Genomic DNA, 17,466 nt, shown 5'->3' on the forward strand with positions numbered 1-17,466 from the left:
TCCCAACAATTTTGAGACCTTCCCGAAAATGTGCCGTAGCGGTTATCGCCGCCACCGAGAAATAAAATAATCTGATTCCCCAGAAGCAAATTCCCATTAACCAATTAACTATGGTTGGGGGAATACCGCTGACTTTGACAAATTTTGAGTTAACTTGTTTTTCCAGTCTATCTAAATCCTGCATTTGTGACTGTCTGGTGGGAATCATCGGAAATTGACCTGTATATAAATAAAAGCCAAACACTCCCTGATGTCCAATGCGACGTTCTAAAAATGAGTCAGCAATGGTCATGGCTTGACTGTTACTAATTTGGTCTTGCTTGGAGATGTCTTGAATCCATAGATCGTATTTAATATATTGGGGAATGGCTAAAATCACTGGGACTAAAATGATTAAAAATATGGTGCTGATTTGGCGACTGTCTCTGGTGGGAAGCAAACCCGTTGCTAATCCCAATCCCATCCCCAGTATGGCAAAAACCAGTAAATTTAATAACTCGATAATTTCTAGCCCTCTTAATAAGTCACCAAACACAAAAATCGGATAAACAAATCTATGGGCTAACTGGAGGGCGGTGACTTTAATTGAAATAGCGATCGCCACTAAAATCACCCCGCAGGTCACATAAGCCAAAGCACAGATCAGATATCTCGCACCTCGCTTGATGGGTGAAATCGGTGGTTTTGAACGTTGGGATAATCTAGTTTTTTCCTTGATCATTTTTGAATTGAATTTGAGTGAATTCAGTCATTTTGGCGATCGCATCTAAACTGGGGATAGCTTCACCTTCATCAGATAACCATAACAGATATTCAATATTACCAGCCGGACCCTGAATCGGCGATGCTGTTAACCCCCTATACTTCCATCCTATACTTTCAGCCTTCGACCCGACCCCCAAAATTGCCTCGGCTTGATCAAGCGGCGATCGCACCACCCCTTTTTTACCAACCCGACCCTTCCCCACCTCAAATTGAGGTTTAACCAACAATACCACCTCTCGTGGAGGTTGTAGTAGTTCCCACAGGGCGGGTAGAATCTTGGTTAGGGAGATGAAAGATACATCCACCACCCCCAAATCAGCAAAACTGTTTTTAGTATAATCCTCTTGGTGATATAATTGCTCCCGAGTCAGATAGCGGAAGTTGGTGCGTTCCCGTAAAATCACCCGGCTGTCATTGCGAAGTCGCCAATCTACCTGTCCGTAACCTACGTCAATACCATAAACCTGTTTAGCCCCACGTTGTAGCAGACAGTCCGTAAATCCACCCGTCGAAATACCGCCATCAATACAGATTCTATCAGTAACATTAATCGCGAATTTATCCAGAGCTTCGGCTAGTTTTTCCCCCCCACGAGATACATAAGGCGATCGCACTTTCACATCTATAGTCGCCGAAATATCTACTTCCGTACCTGGTTTATCAACTACTTGGCGATTTACCATTACCTCCCCCGCCCTAATCAAACGTTGGGCTTGTTGTCGTGACTCTGACAAATGGCGATCGACTAGCAATGTATCAAGACGTTGTTTCATATAATCAATACTTTTTAGATTAACTCTTGTTGGCAATAATAAATTATTTTATCTTAATCGTTTTCTCTTAGGTATCACATAGTCAGGGATTCCCCAATAAGTAGATGCCTGAGAGATATTATATGATAACAAATTTCTCTGCACTTGTGCCAAAGTTGTTGATTTTAAATCATTAACATCTATCCCCAGGGCATCAATTACCGACCCGCCAAGCTGTTTAGCCAGAATCGGAATCACCGCATTTCCAATTTCCCGAAATCCATGCCATATAGTGCGATGAAATTGAAACCAATCCGGGAAAGTGTGAAGTCTAGCCGCCTCCCTAATAGTGATACATCGAGGGATAGAGTAGTGAATAGGTCGGGGTGCTGTATAGGCTCCTTTATCGCTATTAGTACCCGCTCTCAGAGTATTACATAACCCCGTAGGTGAGAGTTTAAAAAATCGGCTTTTCGGTTCAATCGTACCCGGTGGAGTCTTAGCAAATCTAGCGATCGACAGGGGAGTGTGAACCGACCCAACATGACCATAAACAGTAGGTTCAATACTACGTTTATGGCAGAGCGAAAAACTATCACTGGGCACCAATGAATATTTTTTGCGATCGCCTTCATATTCTAGGAAAGCCGGAGCAATTCCTGGATCATAATTAGTAAAATAATCTATTTTTTCTAGGTCAGATATTGCCTGATAGACCGTGACAATTTCCGAGTTATTTGTGGCAGGATATTCAGCCATCTTCACATCGAATCGACTGCCGATTAATATTAGTCTTTTTCGTTTTTGAGGAGCCCCGTATTCACTAGCATCAAGAATTTTAATCGGCTTTTTAACCTGATAGCCAATCCCTTCAAATTCAGTAATTATTTCATCTAAAAAACGTTTATGTTTGCCAGTAGCGATACCCGGTACATTTTCAAAAATAAAGTATTTAGGCTGAATTTCCGCAATCATTCTGAGATATTCAAAAACCAGCGAATTTCTAGGGTCATCAAGTTGACGTTTACCTATATGGGAAAATCCCTGACAGGGAGGCCCCCCTGCAATTAAGTCAACTTCCGTATGTCCATATTTTAATTGTAATTGATCCAGAATTTCCGCGCTTTTAACTTGTGATATATCTCCGCATATCGTATGACAGTAGGGAAAGTTAAAATGATGTACCAAACAATGAACAGCATCAAACTCTACCGCCACAGCCACATCAAACCCCGCCGCCTCCAAGCCTAGAGACATTCCACCACAGCCCGCAAATAAATCAATAGCAATTGGTCTTTTTGTCACCGTTTAATTTTCCCCGAAAAAACAAGAGGCGAACATATACTATTAATGTCGCCCCTTTTTATCTTAAATTTTCCCAATCTGGAAAATGATGTTAAACGTCAGTTTCGCTTAATTCACTAATCAAATGGTCAAAGGGCTGTTCCAAATATGCGCCCACTTCAATACCCGCAGCTTGAACCTTCTCAGTCGCCAAGTCTTTCAGGATACCGATACCAACAACAGTTGGACCAATGGGAACCCCAAGAGAATTATAAGTTTCGCGCAAGCCTTGCAGCACACGCTCGTCCAGAACATCTGTATCCCCTGCTACCAAAGCATAAGTTGCATAGCGCAGATAATAATCCATGTCCCGCAGACAGGCTGCATACCGACGGGTTGTATAGGCATTTCCACCCGGGCGAATTAGCTCAGGTAGGTCGCCAAACAATTGAGAAGCAGCCTGCTTAACCAACTCTGCCGCATTAGCAGTGATAGTTGCTGCCGCTTGAACCCGTGCCGTGCCGGTGACAAAGTAGGATTTTAAGCTATCAATGGCATCTCGGTCTAAGTACCGCCCGGTAATGTCGTAATTTTTAATCAGGCTCGTTACTGCGTCCCGCATCAAGTCGATCTCCCTATGATATCTTTATCTTTCAATTATTTTGATCCAGGTTGCGTCATAGTGTAGCACTCAATACAAAACTTAATCAATTGAAGTCACTATGATCAGCCAGATGTGCTTGGTCAGAAAATCTGGTAAGCTCCTCAAATAGTGGAAATTCTAAGGAGAGATATATGCCCACGACAGCCCAAGAAGTCTTGAGTATGATTCAAGACCAAGATATTAAAGTTATCGACCTGAAATTTATCGATATGCCAGGAACCTGGCAGCATTTGACCGTATACTACGATCAGATTGATGAAACTTCCTTTACCGATGGGGTGGCTTTTGACGGTTCCAGTATTCGGGGTTGGAAAGCCATCAACGAATCCGATATGATGATGGTGCTAGACCCGACAACAGCCTGGTTTGACCCCTTCATGGCGGAACCGACCCTGAGCGTGATTTGTAGCATCAAAGAGCCTCGGACGGGGGAATGGTATAGTCGCTGTCCCAGGGTGATTGCTCAAAAAGCGGTTAACTATTTGAAGGAAACAGGTATTGCCGATACAGCCTTTTTAGGTCCAGAAGCTGAGTTTTTTGTGTTTGATGATGTCCGCTTTGACCAAAATCAACACTCTGGTTACTACTTTTTAGACTCCATTGAGGGCCGTTGGAATTCTGGTCGGGAAGAACCAGGAGGTAACTTAGGCTATAAACCCCGTTATAAAGAGGGTTACTTCCCTGTGTCCCCCACAGATACTATGCAAGACTTGCGGACTGAGATGCTGCTAACCATGGCTCAGTGTGGGGTTCCCATTGAAAAGCATCACCACGAAGTAGCCACAGGCGGACAAAATGAACTGGGTATTAAGTTCGGAACCCTGGTAGAAGCTGCTGATAACTTGATGGTTTACAAATATGTCATCAAGAACGTTGCTAAAAAGTACGGCAAAACCGTCACCTTCATGCCTAAACCAGTTTTTAACGATAATGGTTCTGGTATGCACACTCACCAGTCACTCTGGAAAGATGGTCAGCCTTTGTTTGCAGGAGATGGCTATGCTGGATTGAGCCAAATGGCTTTGCACTATATCGGTGGTATTCTCAAACACGCTCCGGCTTTGTTGGCTCTGACTAACCCAACCACTAACTCCTATAAGCGTCTGGTTCCTGGTTTTGAAGCTCCGGTTAACTTGGCTTATTCCCAAGGAAACCGCTCGGCTTCGGTTCGGATTCCTCTGGCTGGAGATAGCCCTAAAGCCAAGCGTTTTGAGTTCCGCTGTCCTGATGCTACTGCTAACCCCTACCTCGCCTTTGCAGCTATGCTCTGTGCGGGTATTGATGGCATTAAGAACGAAATTGACCCCGGCGAACCTCTGGATGTGGATATCTATGATCTTACTCCTGAAGAACTCCGCAAGATTCCTTCAACTCCTGGTTCTTTGGAATTGGCTCTGGAAGCTCTGGAAAATGATCATGCCTTCCTCACCGATTGTGGGGTGTTTACGGAAGACTTTGTTACTAACTGGATTTCCTACAAACTCGATAATGAGGTTAACCCCATGCGGTTACGTCCTCACCCGTTTGAGTTTTCTCTCTACTACGATTGCTAATCTTCAGAACTTCTATTCTGAGACTTAGCCAGTCACCCCCCTCTGGGGGTGATTTTTTGTTTAACCCCCCCGATTCGATAAAATTGTTAAAATCAATTACAATTCTTAACATTTCGAGATTTTTCACTGGTCATGTCAGATCCCTTAACTCAATTAACTTATCAGGCGTTTCAGTACAGCAAGAGCGTTTTAAGTTTGGCTCATAAAACTTTGAGCAATCAAGTGCTGGAGATGGTAGCACCACCGACCCCAGAGCGTAAACCTCAACCTCTGAAACCAGAGGTGATTAACCAAATTCGGGCATCGTTGGAGCAAATATATCAAACCGATTGGCAGGAAGCGCAAACAGGGTTGTATCCTACCTCGATTTTGTTTGATACCCCCATAGAAGATATATTGCGCTACTATCCCCTGTTATGGTGGGATATGCTGCAAATGCAAGAACGCGCTAATCAGAAGCGATATCAAGAATTTTCGCCGGAAATTGATACGGAGGGCTATCCTCGTTACTACCTCCAGAATTTCCATCATCAGACTGATGGCTATTTGAGTGATTGGTCGGCGAATTTGTATGATCTGGGAGTTGATATCCTGTTTAATGGTGGCGCAGATGCGATGAGGCGGCGGGTATTAGGGCCTCTAAAAGCTGGTTTACAGGCTTTTGAGGGTGTTTCGGCTAGGGGATTACGGGTGCTAGATGTGGCTTGTGGTACGGGGCGCACTTTAAAGTTTATCCGAGCTACTTTTCCCAAGGCTAGTTTATACGGGGTAGATTTGTCGGCGGCTTATTTACGCAAGGCTAATCAATTGTTATCGCCAATTCCCGGAGAACTACCTCAATTAATCCAAGCCAATGGGGAGGCTTTACCCTATCAGGATAACTATTTTCATGGTATTACTTCTGTGTTTTTGTTTCACGAACTGCCCCCAGTAGCGCGTCAGAAGGTGATTGAGGAGGCTTATCGGGTACTGCAACCGGGAGGGGTATTTGTTATTTGTGATTCGATTCAGGCTATTGATTCTCCTGAGTTTAAGGAGATGATGGAGAATTTTTCGGTGATGTTCCATGAGCCTTATTATCGCCATTATATTACGGATGACTTGAGCGATCGCCTCTCTCAGGTAGGATTTGAAGGAATCAGCACCGAACAGCACTTTGTGAGTAAATACTGGATCGCTCACAAGAAGCACACTCTAGCAGGTGATACTGTTAAATAGAGTAAATAGAGGCTCAAGAACACTTAATAAACAGATTTGCTATGACATCGACAAATCAGACTAACCTGGACACTATGCCTGAACATATGACTGACGACATCAGTATTGACGATCGCTCTAGTATTGGCTACACTGAAGAAATTGAAACCGTGATTGCGGGTTTAGCCCAAGACCAGAAAGTGATGGTTGGTCAGAGTGACGCAGGCCATCTCTGGAAATTTCAGTATGGTAGTGTCACAGTGTTTGTACAACTGACGGGAGAAACGGAAGATGATACGCTAACAGTGTGGTCTCCTATTCTGCAATTCCCAGTCAAAAATGAGGAGCAGCTGATGAAGAGGCTGCTGGAAATGAATTGGCTTTCGACGTTTGAATCCCATTTTGCCATCACTAATAATCAAGTTGTGGTTCTGACTACCCGCACTTTAGCTGGCATTACGCCAGGGGAAATATCACGAGTCATTACCATTGTTGCCACGATCGCCGATGATAATGACGATATCCTCATAGAGGAATTTGGCATTCCTGTGACTTGACATGAGAGAGGCCATCAAATAGACTGGGATGCCCAAATCACGATTTGGGTTTCTGCAACATCCCCCTAAGCGAAGTCGAAGGGGGTTTTTTTTGCACATACTACCCAATCAATTCTAGGGTAACTCTGAGATGGGCACAGCATCAATCTGTCAAAGGGGGTCTAGTTATGTCTACTGATAATTCTGTCTGGCGTTTAATTCCTCTGACTGAGGCTTCGGGGCGGCTACAAATGGCGATAGATAGCTGGTTACTATCACAACATGAACAGGGGTGTCATCCCTCGACATTGCGGTTTTATACTTGGCAACCTGTAGCTATTTCTCTGGGTTATCATCAACGGCGCTGGCCGGAATTTTGGCAGAATTTGCAATGGCACAATCAGCCTATTGAATTGGTGCGCCGCCCTAGTGGAGGACGGGGAGTGCTGCATCAAGGGGATCTGACTTATGCGGTGGTGACTTCGGGTTTGTCTGGGTCACGATCGCAAATTTACCGATACATTAGCGAGTTTTTAATCACTGGATGGCGATCGCTAGGATTTAATCTCGATTATGGTTCTGCGGGACGGGGCTATATTCATCATCCTAACTGTTTTGGGACGGCAACCGGAGCGGATTTAGTCCTAGAGACGGGTTATAAACTCATTGGTAGCGCTCAACTGTGTCGAGGTCGGGCGGTGCTTCAACATGGCTCTATGCGTTTAACTCCTGACCCAGATCTACAATCCCATGTCTTTGGGACTCATCCGGCATCCCCACCATTGTTATCTATGGGATTACAGGATGTCATAGAGGCTTTAATTATGGCGGCTACCGATCGCTTTGGCATCCAATTAGACACCCAACCCTTAACTGAGGCTGAATGGGAGCAGATCGCCAAATTTGTGCCTCAATTCTCGGTGTAGGAGGCGGCGGTTTTAGCGATCGCATCTAGGGGAAGTCCAGGGGGATAACTACCATCTTCTTTGATCCGTTTAATATTAGCTTCGGGAATAGGAACTTTTAGATATTTAGCCACAGCCCTAACGACATCCCCACGATCTATTATGCCTGATACAGCTCCGGCCGGGGATAAAACTGTGATTCGAGGAAGTCCTTGGGATTCCATTTTATTAATTACTTCCACCAGTAGGGCTTTTTCTGGGACTGCAATTAACTGATCTAGGGGTGTGACAATATCATTCAAGGTCTGTGTTTCCCATTGACTACGTTCGATCATTCGCAACTTGTCCACAGATACGAATCCCCGATAGCGACCCGACGAGGCGGCAAAAAATACTGGAATGGACGAGGCACAAATCAAATAATCATCGGCAAATTGTCGCAGGGTCATCTCAGCATCAATGACTCGAAATTCACGGCTCATCACATCACTAGCTTGAATTTTGAGCAAGGTTTCCTGCAAATCGCTCATTCGCGAGTATGAACTAGCGTTACGGATAACGAACAAACCAATTAAGGCAATCCACAGACCGCTATAGTTACTGGCGGCGAATAGGGCAAATAGACCTAGGAAAATTGCCCCCCAACCTAGAAATTGTCCGCTTCTGGCTGCCCAACGTACTCCAGCAAACCGACTTCCGGTAATCTGCCAAACTGTGGCTTTGAGTACCTGTCCACCGTCTAGGGGTAAACCGGGTATTAAATTAAATATGGCTAGGACGAGGTTAATTTCCCCGATGCGTTGGGCTATTTCTCGCACTAGGTTGGGTTCTGGTAAACTTTGGGCTAATGCGGTGAGTACAAAAAATAGGGCTAAACTGACTAAGGGACCGGCGATCGCTACTTGGAAAGCCTGACCGGGTGTTTTTGATTCTTTCTCAATGGAAGCAATGCCTCCAAATAAAAATAGGGTGATGGAATTGACCTGAATGCCTTGAGATTTGGCAATCAAGCTGTGTCCTAACTCGTGGAGAAGAACAGAACCAAACAGCAGCAGCGCCACTGCTAAACCTGCGCCCCAGGATAATAGTTCTCCCCATTGCACATATTCCTGACTATTGAGTAATGTCACCAATACGACGATGACAAACCATGAGGAGTCGATATACAGTGGAATACCAAATATCGATCCTATCCGCCAACCTGCCTGCATGAACGCCTCCCTTGAATCCCTTGCTGTAACTACACACAAGGCATACGTTATCTTTACCGGGGGGTTAATCACTTTCCCCCTGTTCTATTGTAACAACTACAGTTAACAGTTAACACTGGCCATAGTTACCAGTTATGGCCTCACCCCTGCTGCACAAGCCATGGGGAGTCAATAGGGTTAATTGAGCAATTAAGGCTACAGGAAGATGCGGTGAATGTTTAGGCGATCGCTTTCCTTGAGTTAAGTAAGGTTGGGAAAGGGTTAATTTTAATAATATTTACCGACACTTAACGGCTAATTAACCCTAGCTATCACATCAGGAAATTAGGGAGCATTTTGCTCCCATTACTGTTTATTTGAGGGTGACTATGGCTGCTACAGCACTCCGGCATTAGCCAAGCCGAGGATGACACCTGCACCGATGAGATGACCTAAGCTGGCGGTGGCGAGGAGTTCGGGAAAACCAAACCCAGTAAAAATGCGGGGCAAGGAAACGGGAAGGGCAGGACCTTGGCCACGATTTTCTTTAGAGATGCCATAATAACCAATAACAATGGCAAATACATTGCACAAAATCATGATAATTGCCACGCTAAAAGACCACTCAACAGTCTGACCAGCTGTACTTTGCACGCCCAAAAACAGGTTTAAATTGCTCATTTTTTGCTCCCAAATCTGAGATTTTTAGTAAACAGCATTTTAATATGTAATTGGTAAAATCGGCAAGCCCCAATTCCCAAAAGTCTCTGAGTAAGGCTAATTATGGGAACTGGTCTTGATAGTAATCCCATCAAAAAACGGAGGGCACTATATCTCAATATTGCCCAAGCACAAGGTTTTGTTTTAAAAATTAACAAACCTGGCGATGAGACCAGGTAGTTAATTGGTAATTAAGGTGAATTTATGATGCCATTAGGTATGTTGAATTAGAGTTAATTAGCACCAGGGAATTACTTACCATGAAAAACTATAAATTGTTTGCAACTCCAGGCGATCGCATAAGGAACCGGGAAGGGTTGATAAGGGGAAAGCCTGACGTTTTAATTGACCCTTGAGACTGGTTAAAGGATCATGACCGGAAGCAATGAGAAACTCCAACCGTTGCAAATCTGATAAAGCCACAATATGATCAAGTATCTGTTGGATAGCATTGACATAGGGATGGTCAGGATATTGATACCAGTCGGGTGATGCTAATAATGGTTGATCTAGACCGAGATGAAAAACTAGGTCTGCTTGACCAAATAAAGCCACGGCGACGGGACGAGTTTCTTCCTGAAGTAGCAGGTCATAAGTATGGGCGATACTCTGTAATTTTTCGATGCGATCGCCATAGGAATAAAGTTCCGCCGCCGACTTGAGGACGGACATAGTAGAAGGGATAAAAGTTTCCCCCATTTCCTCTGCGGCTTCCCAGGTGGCTTGGGGTGAATGATGCCATTTAACCGCCACTGTGACCAAATAGGTTTGCAGTAAAAGATGACCTAATTTTTGTGCCTTGGTTGCCAGATAAACGGAATTATAATCGGTCGCCTCAATCAATAATGGGACGCGATCGACAATCTCAATACCATAACCCTTGAGTCCCGCAATTTTACGAGGATTATTAGTGACTAGGCGGATCTGTCGGACACCAATATCATTAAGAATTTGCGCCCCCATGCCATAATTGCGTAGGTCAGGAGGAAAGCCGAGGCGTTCGTTAGCCTCGACGGTATCAAGCCCCATATCTTGCAGAGAATAGGCTTTAAGTTTATTGATTAAACCAATACCGCGCCCTTCTTGTTTGAGATAAACTACCACCCCAGCCCCAGCATGATTAATCATTTTTAAGGCCGTTTGTAGTTGCATCCTACAGTCGCAGCGTAGGGAACCGAAAGCATCCCCCGTTAAACATTCAGAGTGAACCCTAACCATGACGGGAATATCACCAAATGTAGCCGGATCTCCTTTCACTAGGGCGACGTGCTCGCTATTATCCTGGGTGTTACGGTAGGCATAAATGAGAAAATCCCCGAATTGGGTGGGAAGTTTGGCGACGGCTTCGCGAATAATAAAGCGATCGTGCTGTAGCCGATAGCTAATTAGGTCAGCAATGCTGATCAACTTGAGATTATGGGTTTTAGCATATTCGATCAATTGTGGCAGTCGCGCCATTGACCCGTCGGGGTTTTGAATTTCGCAAATCACCCCACCCGGATATAAACCCGCCAGTCGCGCTAGGTCTACGGCTGCTTCTGTATGACCAGCCCTTTCTAGCACTCCCCCTTCTTTAGCCCGCAGGGGGAAAATATGACCCGGACGACGCAGATCCTCTGGTTTAGTCTGCGGTTGGATCGCCACTTGAATAGTCCGGGCGCGATCTTCGGCGGAAATTCCGGTGCTGACTCCCATTTGGGGGGAAGCGTCGATGCTGACCGTGAAGGCGGTTTGGTTGCTATCGGTGTTTTTTGTCACCATCAGCGGAAGATCTAGTTGGTCGAGGCGATCGCCTGTTAGGGCTAAACATATTAATCCTCTGGCTTCCACCGCCATAAAATTAATCAGGTTGGGCGTAGCAAAATTAGCCGCACAGATGAGATCACCTTCATTTTCCCGGTGTTCATCGTCCACAACCACGATACAGCGTCCGGCTTTCAAGTCGGCTAAAGCATCTTCAACGGGATCGAATTTAAAAGGGGGGGTGGAAGTTGGTTCGGTCACGGAATCCTAAAATTAGCTATAAGTCTTGGAACAAGCTGATTAACCATTCTAACTGTTTTTCTATCCTACACTCTAACTTTCAACAGTAAAAAGCCCCGCTTGACCAACAAATCAGCGGGGCCTTTATAAGCCAACCTTTAAAGTAGGATTATCGCATATCCCACAGAGCCTTAAACAAAGTCTCAGCCAGCTTTCTGGATGTGGCATTCCTGGCAGCCTTGAGCGCCGCCCCAGATACTTTGTTCCCTTTGTGGTACGCTCTAGTAATCCGTGCGAGACGTTTAGGCATCAAATAGAGCTGCAATGAATGCTTGAAATAACAGCAAGCGTGAGGGTTCCAGCCCCTTGGTTGGATATAAGGGAGTCTCCCCTGAGCGACCTCATAACTGTTTATATGTCCCGACTTTTTGTATCATTTTGATACCAAAACCAGGCAAGGAACCCAGGGTCAACATACGTTGTTACAATTCTTAACAGTTTTGTAACAAACGTTGAGGGTAACGGCGATAGCCACCCCCGGTTTGAGAACTCATAACTCTAGGACTAAAGCGGGGAACGGAAGGCGTGAGATCAAACCTACTATCAAGACGCGACCACTGCCAACCATCCATGATTAAGGAAATCTGAATGTCTGACTTGAACCATCGCAATGAGCAGGTAGCGAAATAGGTTGAAACGCTACGCCCAAAAGGGCAAGGGGAAAAGTAGGGGTTTGGATGAGGCACCTACATAGACCTTTAAAAGTACCGCGGTGGATAGGAAAAATCTAAAGATGGAATGCCCATATAAACAGAACGTTTTAACCCCTCTAAGGCTCTGGGTATCTGGTCGAGGTATTCATGGTAGTACTAAAGAGGTAATGATGCGTTGTAGTGATGGATAAAATACCAAATGCCACCAATGTGATTCTGCAAACACTTGGAAAAGGACAAGGTCTTGGGTACTAAGCGAGACACTCGTTGTCTCAAGGTATTGTTAAACCTTTCGATGTAGCTGGTCAAACCTGTATCCTTCCCAACCCCTTGATGACGTTTACTCGGTAGAACAGCCTCATAGGCTCCCCAGAAATCTGTATAAGCGACCGCACATTGGCGATATGGAGGCAATGACTCCCACAATTGCCGGGCTGCGGCTTCATCCCGTGCACCAATGTAAACACCGACAATCTCACGGATTTTTACGTCGAGAGCTAACCAAATCCACTGTTTGTTTCCTCAGGGTACGAAAAGACCACAATTCATCACATTGATATCGTTAACCTCCCCTTTTTTTTGCGCCTCACCTGGACTTGGCGGGGCACAGAGGCATATTTCTGATTGACGTAGTTTGGCAGCCAGGGCTCAGACACTTGGACCGCCCGTGCTATTCCGGCAAGAGGAATTCTCTCGAGCTGCAAACGGTCAATCAGAGACCGTGTTTCTTGGTCAATCACCTTTTGGGTGGGGGTGTTCAACAAACTGTCGTCCACAATCACGACACTTGAACCGTTGTTTGTCGTTGTGAATCCGTCCATTTTTGACGGTGTGGGTAGATGTATAGCATTAGTCAAGGTGGTTAGGACGCAGCTGGGAGAACGGAATCCATGGCATCATCGAGAGAATCAAACTGCTCACGTGCAATGGCGAATGCGGGCTTTCAACCACGACCAACATTTCTCTATCTTGTTGAGGTCTGGCGAATAAGGTGGTAGATAGAGCAAACGGCATTGAGCCGCCTCCACTAGCTCAGCAATCCGTCCCCCTTTATGAAACGTTGCATTGTCTAGCACTAGAGTCTGACCTGGCTTCAGTGTTGGAATTAAGATGAACTCCAACCACAGCTCAAACACTGTCCGATTACAACAACCCTCAAAGCGATCGGGGGCTAAGAGTTGTTGATGACACCATGCGGCCATATAGCTCACCCTGCCCTGCCTCTTCCCGGATTTGAGGACATCGAAGCGTTGTCCTTGCTCACAGTAACCATAAGGATAATCCGAGTCTTGACTATTSATGCCAGCTTCATCGAGGTAAACCAACCCTTCCGGCTCCATATGTTCAATCTGAGCAATAAACTCCTCTCGCTGTTGCTGATCACGTTCTTGGTAGCCGTAAGTTTTTTTTTCTGGTGAAGCCAATTTTCTTCAAGGCTCTGGATATGGTGCGAGGAGAGATGTCGTCATCCCAAAGTTGAGCCATTTGAGCGGAGGTTTTGTGGCCATGCTCTTGGGCAAAAGCCTTGAATTTTTGCCAGTCGGTAATTTGGTGGCTATGACCAGGTGGGCGATTAGGTTTAGGGAGGAAGTCGCCGGTGTGTTCTTTTCTTTGCAGCCAGAGATTGATAGTGTTCCGGCTGACATGGAAAACTTGACTGGCTTCGGTTTTGGGCATACCGTCTAGTTCAATTGCATTAATAACTTTTTGTCTAAGGTCGTAACTGTAGGGGGCTGGCCTTTTGGGTCTTCTGTAGATATCCTTGCCATTATACGTCCTAACTTTTCTGTTTTGTGCTATAGCTTGTCTGACCTACCCTTTTGAAGGGGGTTCAGATTCATGGTAAAATTTCCCATACCCGACGGGATTTTACCCACCAAAGGGGGGAAAAACTTTCCGCCCCTCCTGATTCTCTTAAGGCGCTTATCTCCTCAAGGAAAAAATCTGGGGTTAGGTTCCGTCTGACCATGGGAGTCGGTGTAGGATTCTCTCAATACTCGCCCTAAAAGGGCGAGGCTTGAAGCCCATTTTGGGGGTCAAAAATGGGCTAGTCTGGATACCAGAACATCCCCTTGATCCCTTCGGGATCTGAGATAAACCCTAGGTTTCGATAAAATTCAACCACATGGGGGTCTGCAAACAACGTGATATTGCTAATATCATCGCTGCGAAGCTTTTTGATGATAAAACGCATCAAAGCCTTGCCTAAACCTTTGTTTTGGAAGTCTGGGTGAACCACGACATCCCAAAGGGTAGCATTAAAGGCATGATCGGAAGTAGCGCGAGCAAAACCGATTAGCCGTCGTTGGTTGCCCCGCATTTGCCACATGGAAACGACCAAAAAGCTATGCTGAATAGCCTTTTTGACCTTCCTGAGAGGGCGACGGGACCAACCGACAGCATTACAGAGTTCTTCTAGCTCATATAGATCAATGTCCCGATCCGTGCTGAAAAAAATCCGAGAATTCCGAGAGTTTGGTTGCCGAGTTACCTGGGACCAAGAGGATTGGTTCTCGATAGAGCATTCCTCTTGTTCCGCCGTTTTGGACATTGAGGTAGAATCAGAACCGCTAAAGAAATTTTTCCAAAAACCCATGCAGGCGTGGTTAAGGTAATAGATGATGTCTTTACTAGATAGTATATCTCCCGTACCTGATCCTCAATTATGGCTCCGGGTTTAAAATCATCAACGTTAGAACTTCTAAAGCGCTTCAATCGGGCGTTTCCGCAGTTTTATGAGCAATTTGTTAGCAGTGAGATTCAATTGCAAAATCTCAAATTGGCCTACAATGTTTATAAAACTACACAAGCGGTGATTGAGATTAAGCCAGAAGGGAGCAGAAGCGCCCTACACTTCGCCTATCGCAATCAATCATTTTTGTTGAGCGATATTTTTGGAGTTCTGGCTGCCTATGGGTTAACCATCCATAATCTTAGTTTGTATGGACAAATCTACCCGCCGATGCTGGTATTCATTAAGCTGGTGGTATCGAGGGGTGGTAAGGCACTCACAGAAAAAACGTCAGATAACGTTTGTCGTGCGATTAGAGAAGCATTGGCGGGGCATTTTGAGGTAGAAGAAATGCTGGCCGTCGAGTTTAACCTGGATGCGGGTTTAGAGGATGTAGCTACGGAGTTTTATGTTGACCCGGTGTTCCACCTACCAGCTTTGTTAATTGAAGCAGATAACCAGCCGGGATTATTCTATAAGGTGATGTATGCCATCTGGCAGGAAGACCTGTTGGTGGTCAATGCTAACTTGCTGGTCTGGCGGGGTCGCACTCGTCTGATTCTGTATCTTCTTGGCCCCAATGAGAGCTTGATCCCAGAATATTTGGGTCAGAAAATTGCTGAGGGTATCCGACAAAGGTTGATGGGTCAGCGTTTTTGAACAAAAAGAGCGACGCACTCGGTTCACGTCCCCACAGGCAGGTGGGGGTCAAGGATCGGTGGGGTCTTAGTCATCCTTTTGGCTCGACAGGACACAGCGTCACGATGTTATAGCATTAGTCAAGGTGGTTAGGACGCAGCTTTTATAACGGAATCCATGGCATCATCGAGAGAATCAAACTGCTCACGTGCAATGGCGAATGCGGGCTTTCAACCACGACCAACATTTCTCTATCTTGTTGAGGTCTGGCGAATAAGGTGGTAGATAGAGCAAACGGCATTGAGCCGCCTCCACTAGCTCAGGAATCCGTCCCCCTTTATGAAACGTTGCATTGTCTAGCACTAGAGTCTGACCTGGCTTCAGTGTTGGAATTAAGATGAACTCCAACCACAACTCAAACACTGTCCGATTACAACAACCCTCAAAGGTAAAGGGAGCCAAGAGTTGTTGATAACACCATGCGGCCATATAGCTCACCCTGCCCTGCCTCTTCCCGGATTTGAGGGCATCGAAGCGTTGTCCTTCCTCGCAGTAACCATAAGGATAATCCGAGTCTTGACTATTCATGCCAGCTTCATCGAGGTAAACCAACTCTTCCGGCTCCATATGTTGAATCTGAGCAATAAACGCCTCTCGCTGTTGCTGATCACCTTCTTGGTAGCCGTAAGTTTTTTTTCTGGTGAAGCCAATTTTCTTCAAGGCTCTGGATATGGTGCGAGGAGAGATGTCGTCATCCCAAAGTTCAGCCATTTGAGCGGAGGTTTTGTCGCCATGCTCTTGGGCAAAAGCCTTGAATTTGTGCCAGTCGGTAATTTGGTGGCTATGACCAGGTGGGCGATTAGGTTTAGGGAGGAAGTCGCCGGTGTGTTCTTTTCTTTGCAGCCAGAGATTRATGGTGTTCCGGCTGACATGGAAAACTTGACTGGCTTCTGTTTTGGGCATACCGTCTAGTTCAATTGCATCAATAACTTTTTGTCTGAGGTCGTAACTATAGGGGGCTGGCATTTTTGGTCTTCTTAGTCATCTCGTCCTCTCCATTATACGTCCTAACTTTCCTGTCTGGTGCTATATCCGCTAAATATTCTGAACTACACACAACTGTTAAACAAAATACATAAGACATCAATAGATTAGCAGCTTCAATAAGAAAAGAGGTGCGAGACGTTCAGGCATGAAATAGGGCTGCAATGCCCGAAATAACTGCCTGGTGAGGATTTATACCCCTTGGTTGAATATAAGGAGCGCACTCCTGACCATCCTCATAACTGTTTATATGTCCCGACGTTTGGAAAAATCCAAACAAGGCAGGGAACTTAAGTTCATGAACCAACTGAGAAATCAGGGAGTAAAGAGTAACGGCGRTAGCCACCCCCAGTTTTGGGAATCATAACCCCAGGATTGAAGCGGGGAACGGAAGGCTCCGAGGTGCAACCCAACACCAGAATCGAGACCACTGCCAACCATCCATGATTAGGGAAACCGAATGTCCGGCTTGAACCACCGTAATTATAAAGTAGCGAAATAGGTTGATACGCTGCGCTCAAAAGAGCAAGGGGAAAAATAGGGGGCTCTTAGTACTACCTATACAGACCTTTAAAAGTACCCCGGTGGAAAGGACAAATCTAAAGATGGAATGCCCATATAAACGGAACGTTTTAAGTCCTCCTGGACTCTGATTATCTGGTCGAGATATCAGTAGGGATAAGTGTAACCGCAAGTCCTAGAGGATGTGAGATGTAACCAAAAGCCAACGCCCAACTGTAATGGTAGGGATATGCTAACAGGTTACGGTTTGATTGTAAGGATAGAGTCT

General features: G+C 45.5%; 15 protein-coding genes and 2 pseudogenes. 5 read left to right on the plus strand and 12 right to left on the minus strand.

What is annotated here, in order from left to right; genetic code table 11:
- From B9T16_RS15165 to apcB, 4 genes are all read right to left on the minus strand, one after another.
- The coding region (locus B9T16_RS15165) for a hypothetical protein (protein ID WP_410245157.1) at positions 1-721 on the minus strand (721 nt) is incomplete at its 3' end.
- The gene (locus B9T16_RS15170) at positions 702-1,538 is read right to left on the minus strand and encodes a TlyA family RNA methyltransferase (RefSeq protein WP_410245158.1); all 837 of its coding nucleotides are present in this window, start codon (positions 1,536-1,538) and stop codon (positions 702-704) included. The genes B9T16_RS15165 and B9T16_RS15170, both read right to left, overlap by 20 nt.
- A 48-nt stretch (positions 1,539-1,586) precedes the next feature.
- Positions 1,587-2,822 carry a DNA cytosine methyltransferase gene (locus tag B9T16_RS15175; RefSeq protein ID WP_410245159.1) on the minus strand — a complete coding sequence of 412 codons (1,236 nt, stop codon included), beginning with the start codon at positions 2,820-2,822 and terminating at the stop codon, positions 1,587-1,589.
- Positions 2,823-2,913: 91 nt separating this feature from the next.
- Positions 2,914-3,423 carry an allophycocyanin subunit beta gene (gene apcB, locus B9T16_RS15180; protein WP_006618329.1) on the minus strand — a complete coding sequence of 170 codons (510 nt, stop codon included), beginning with the start codon at positions 3,421-3,423 and terminating at the stop codon, positions 2,914-2,916.
- 173 nt (positions 3,424-3,596) lie between these two features.
- Here apcB and glnA point away from each other — a divergent pair, with 173 nt between their 5' ends.
- From glnA to B9T16_RS15200, 4 genes are all read left to right on the plus strand, one after another.
- Positions 3,597-5,018: a type I glutamate--ammonia ligase gene (gene glnA, locus B9T16_RS15185; protein ID WP_410245160.1), complete on the plus strand. Its 1,422-nt coding sequence runs from the start codon at positions 3,597-3,599 to the stop codon at positions 5,016-5,018.
- 132 nt (positions 5,019-5,150) lie between these two features.
- Complete coding sequence (locus tag B9T16_RS15190; protein ID WP_410245161.1) at positions 5,151-6,236, plus strand: class I SAM-dependent methyltransferase; 1,086 nt, start codon at positions 5,151-5,153, stop codon at positions 6,234-6,236.
- 41 nt (positions 6,237-6,277) lie between these two features.
- The gene (locus B9T16_RS15195) at positions 6,278-6,772 is read left to right on the plus strand and encodes a YbjN domain-containing protein (RefSeq protein ID WP_006618332.1); all 495 of its coding nucleotides are present in this window, start codon (positions 6,278-6,280) and stop codon (positions 6,770-6,772) included.
- Positions 6,773-6,939: 167 nt separating this feature from the next.
- Positions 6,940-7,677: a biotin/lipoate A/B protein ligase family protein gene (locus tag B9T16_RS15200; RefSeq protein WP_410245162.1), complete on the plus strand. Its 738-nt coding sequence runs from the start codon at positions 6,940-6,942 to the stop codon at positions 7,675-7,677.
- Here B9T16_RS15200 and B9T16_RS15205 read toward each other — a convergent pair.
- From B9T16_RS15205 to B9T16_RS15235, 7 genes and pseudogenes are all read right to left on the minus strand, one after another.
- Positions 7,662-8,867, minus strand: coding sequence for a site-2 protease family protein (locus B9T16_RS15205; protein WP_006618334.1), 1,206 nt, complete (start codon positions 8,865-8,867; stop codon positions 7,662-7,664). The two genes, B9T16_RS15200 and B9T16_RS15205, sit on opposite strands and share 16 nt — an antisense overlap.
- Before the next feature lie 375 nt (positions 8,868-9,242).
- Positions 9,243-9,527 carry a photosystem I reaction center subunit PsaK gene (gene psaK / locus B9T16_RS15210; protein WP_006618335.1) on the minus strand — a complete coding sequence of 95 codons (285 nt, stop codon included), beginning with the start codon at positions 9,525-9,527 and terminating at the stop codon, positions 9,243-9,245.
- A 294-nt stretch (positions 9,528-9,821) separates the two neighbouring features.
- On the minus strand, positions 9,822-11,570 hold the full coding sequence (ribBA, locus tag B9T16_RS15215; protein ID WP_006618336.1) for a bifunctional 3,4-dihydroxy-2-butanone-4-phosphate synthase/GTP cyclohydrolase II: 1,749 nt from the start codon (positions 11,568-11,570) through the stop codon (positions 9,822-9,824).
- A 148-nt stretch (positions 11,571-11,718) separates the two neighbouring features.
- The gene (locus B9T16_RS15220) at positions 11,719-11,859 is read right to left on the minus strand and encodes a hypothetical protein (protein ID WP_231852216.1); all 141 of its coding nucleotides are present in this window, start codon (positions 11,857-11,859) and stop codon (positions 11,719-11,721) included.
- Positions 11,860-12,418: 559 nt separating this feature from the next.
- A pseudogene (locus B9T16_RS15225) lies at positions 12,419-13,075 on the minus strand (IS1 family transposase).
- Between the two features lie 49 nt (positions 13,076-13,124).
- A pseudogene (locus tag B9T16_RS15230) lies at positions 13,125-14,020 on the minus strand (IS630 family transposase).
- Positions 14,021-14,309: 289 nt separating this feature from the next.
- Positions 14,310-14,858 carry a GNAT family N-acetyltransferase gene (locus B9T16_RS15235; RefSeq protein WP_006623763.1) on the minus strand — a complete coding sequence of 183 codons (549 nt, stop codon included), beginning with the start codon at positions 14,856-14,858 and terminating at the stop codon, positions 14,310-14,312.
- Positions 14,859-14,927: 69 nt separating this feature from the next.
- On the opposite strand from B9T16_RS15235, the gene B9T16_RS15240 reads away from it, so the two are divergent.
- Positions 14,928-15,653, plus strand: a complete 726-nt coding sequence (locus B9T16_RS15240) for a hypothetical protein (protein ID WP_006616009.1) — start codon at positions 14,928-14,930, stop codon at positions 15,651-15,653.
- Positions 15,654-15,781: 128 nt separating this feature from the next.
- On the opposite strand, the gene B9T16_RS15245 is transcribed toward B9T16_RS15240, so the two are convergent.
- A protein-coding gene (locus B9T16_RS15245; RefSeq protein ID WP_410245163.1) for an IS630 family transposase occupies positions 15,782-16,658 on the minus strand; the annotation gives its coding sequence in 2 pieces (ribosomal slippage) (positions 15,782-15,844 and positions 15,846-16,658; 876 coding nt in all).
- Positions 16,659-17,466: the final 808 nt, after the last annotated feature.

This window comes from Arthrospira sp. PCC 8006 (genome assembly GCF_046480465.1).
Lineage (GTDB): Bacteria > Cyanobacteriota > Cyanobacteriia > Cyanobacteriales > Microcoleaceae > Limnospira > Limnospira platensis.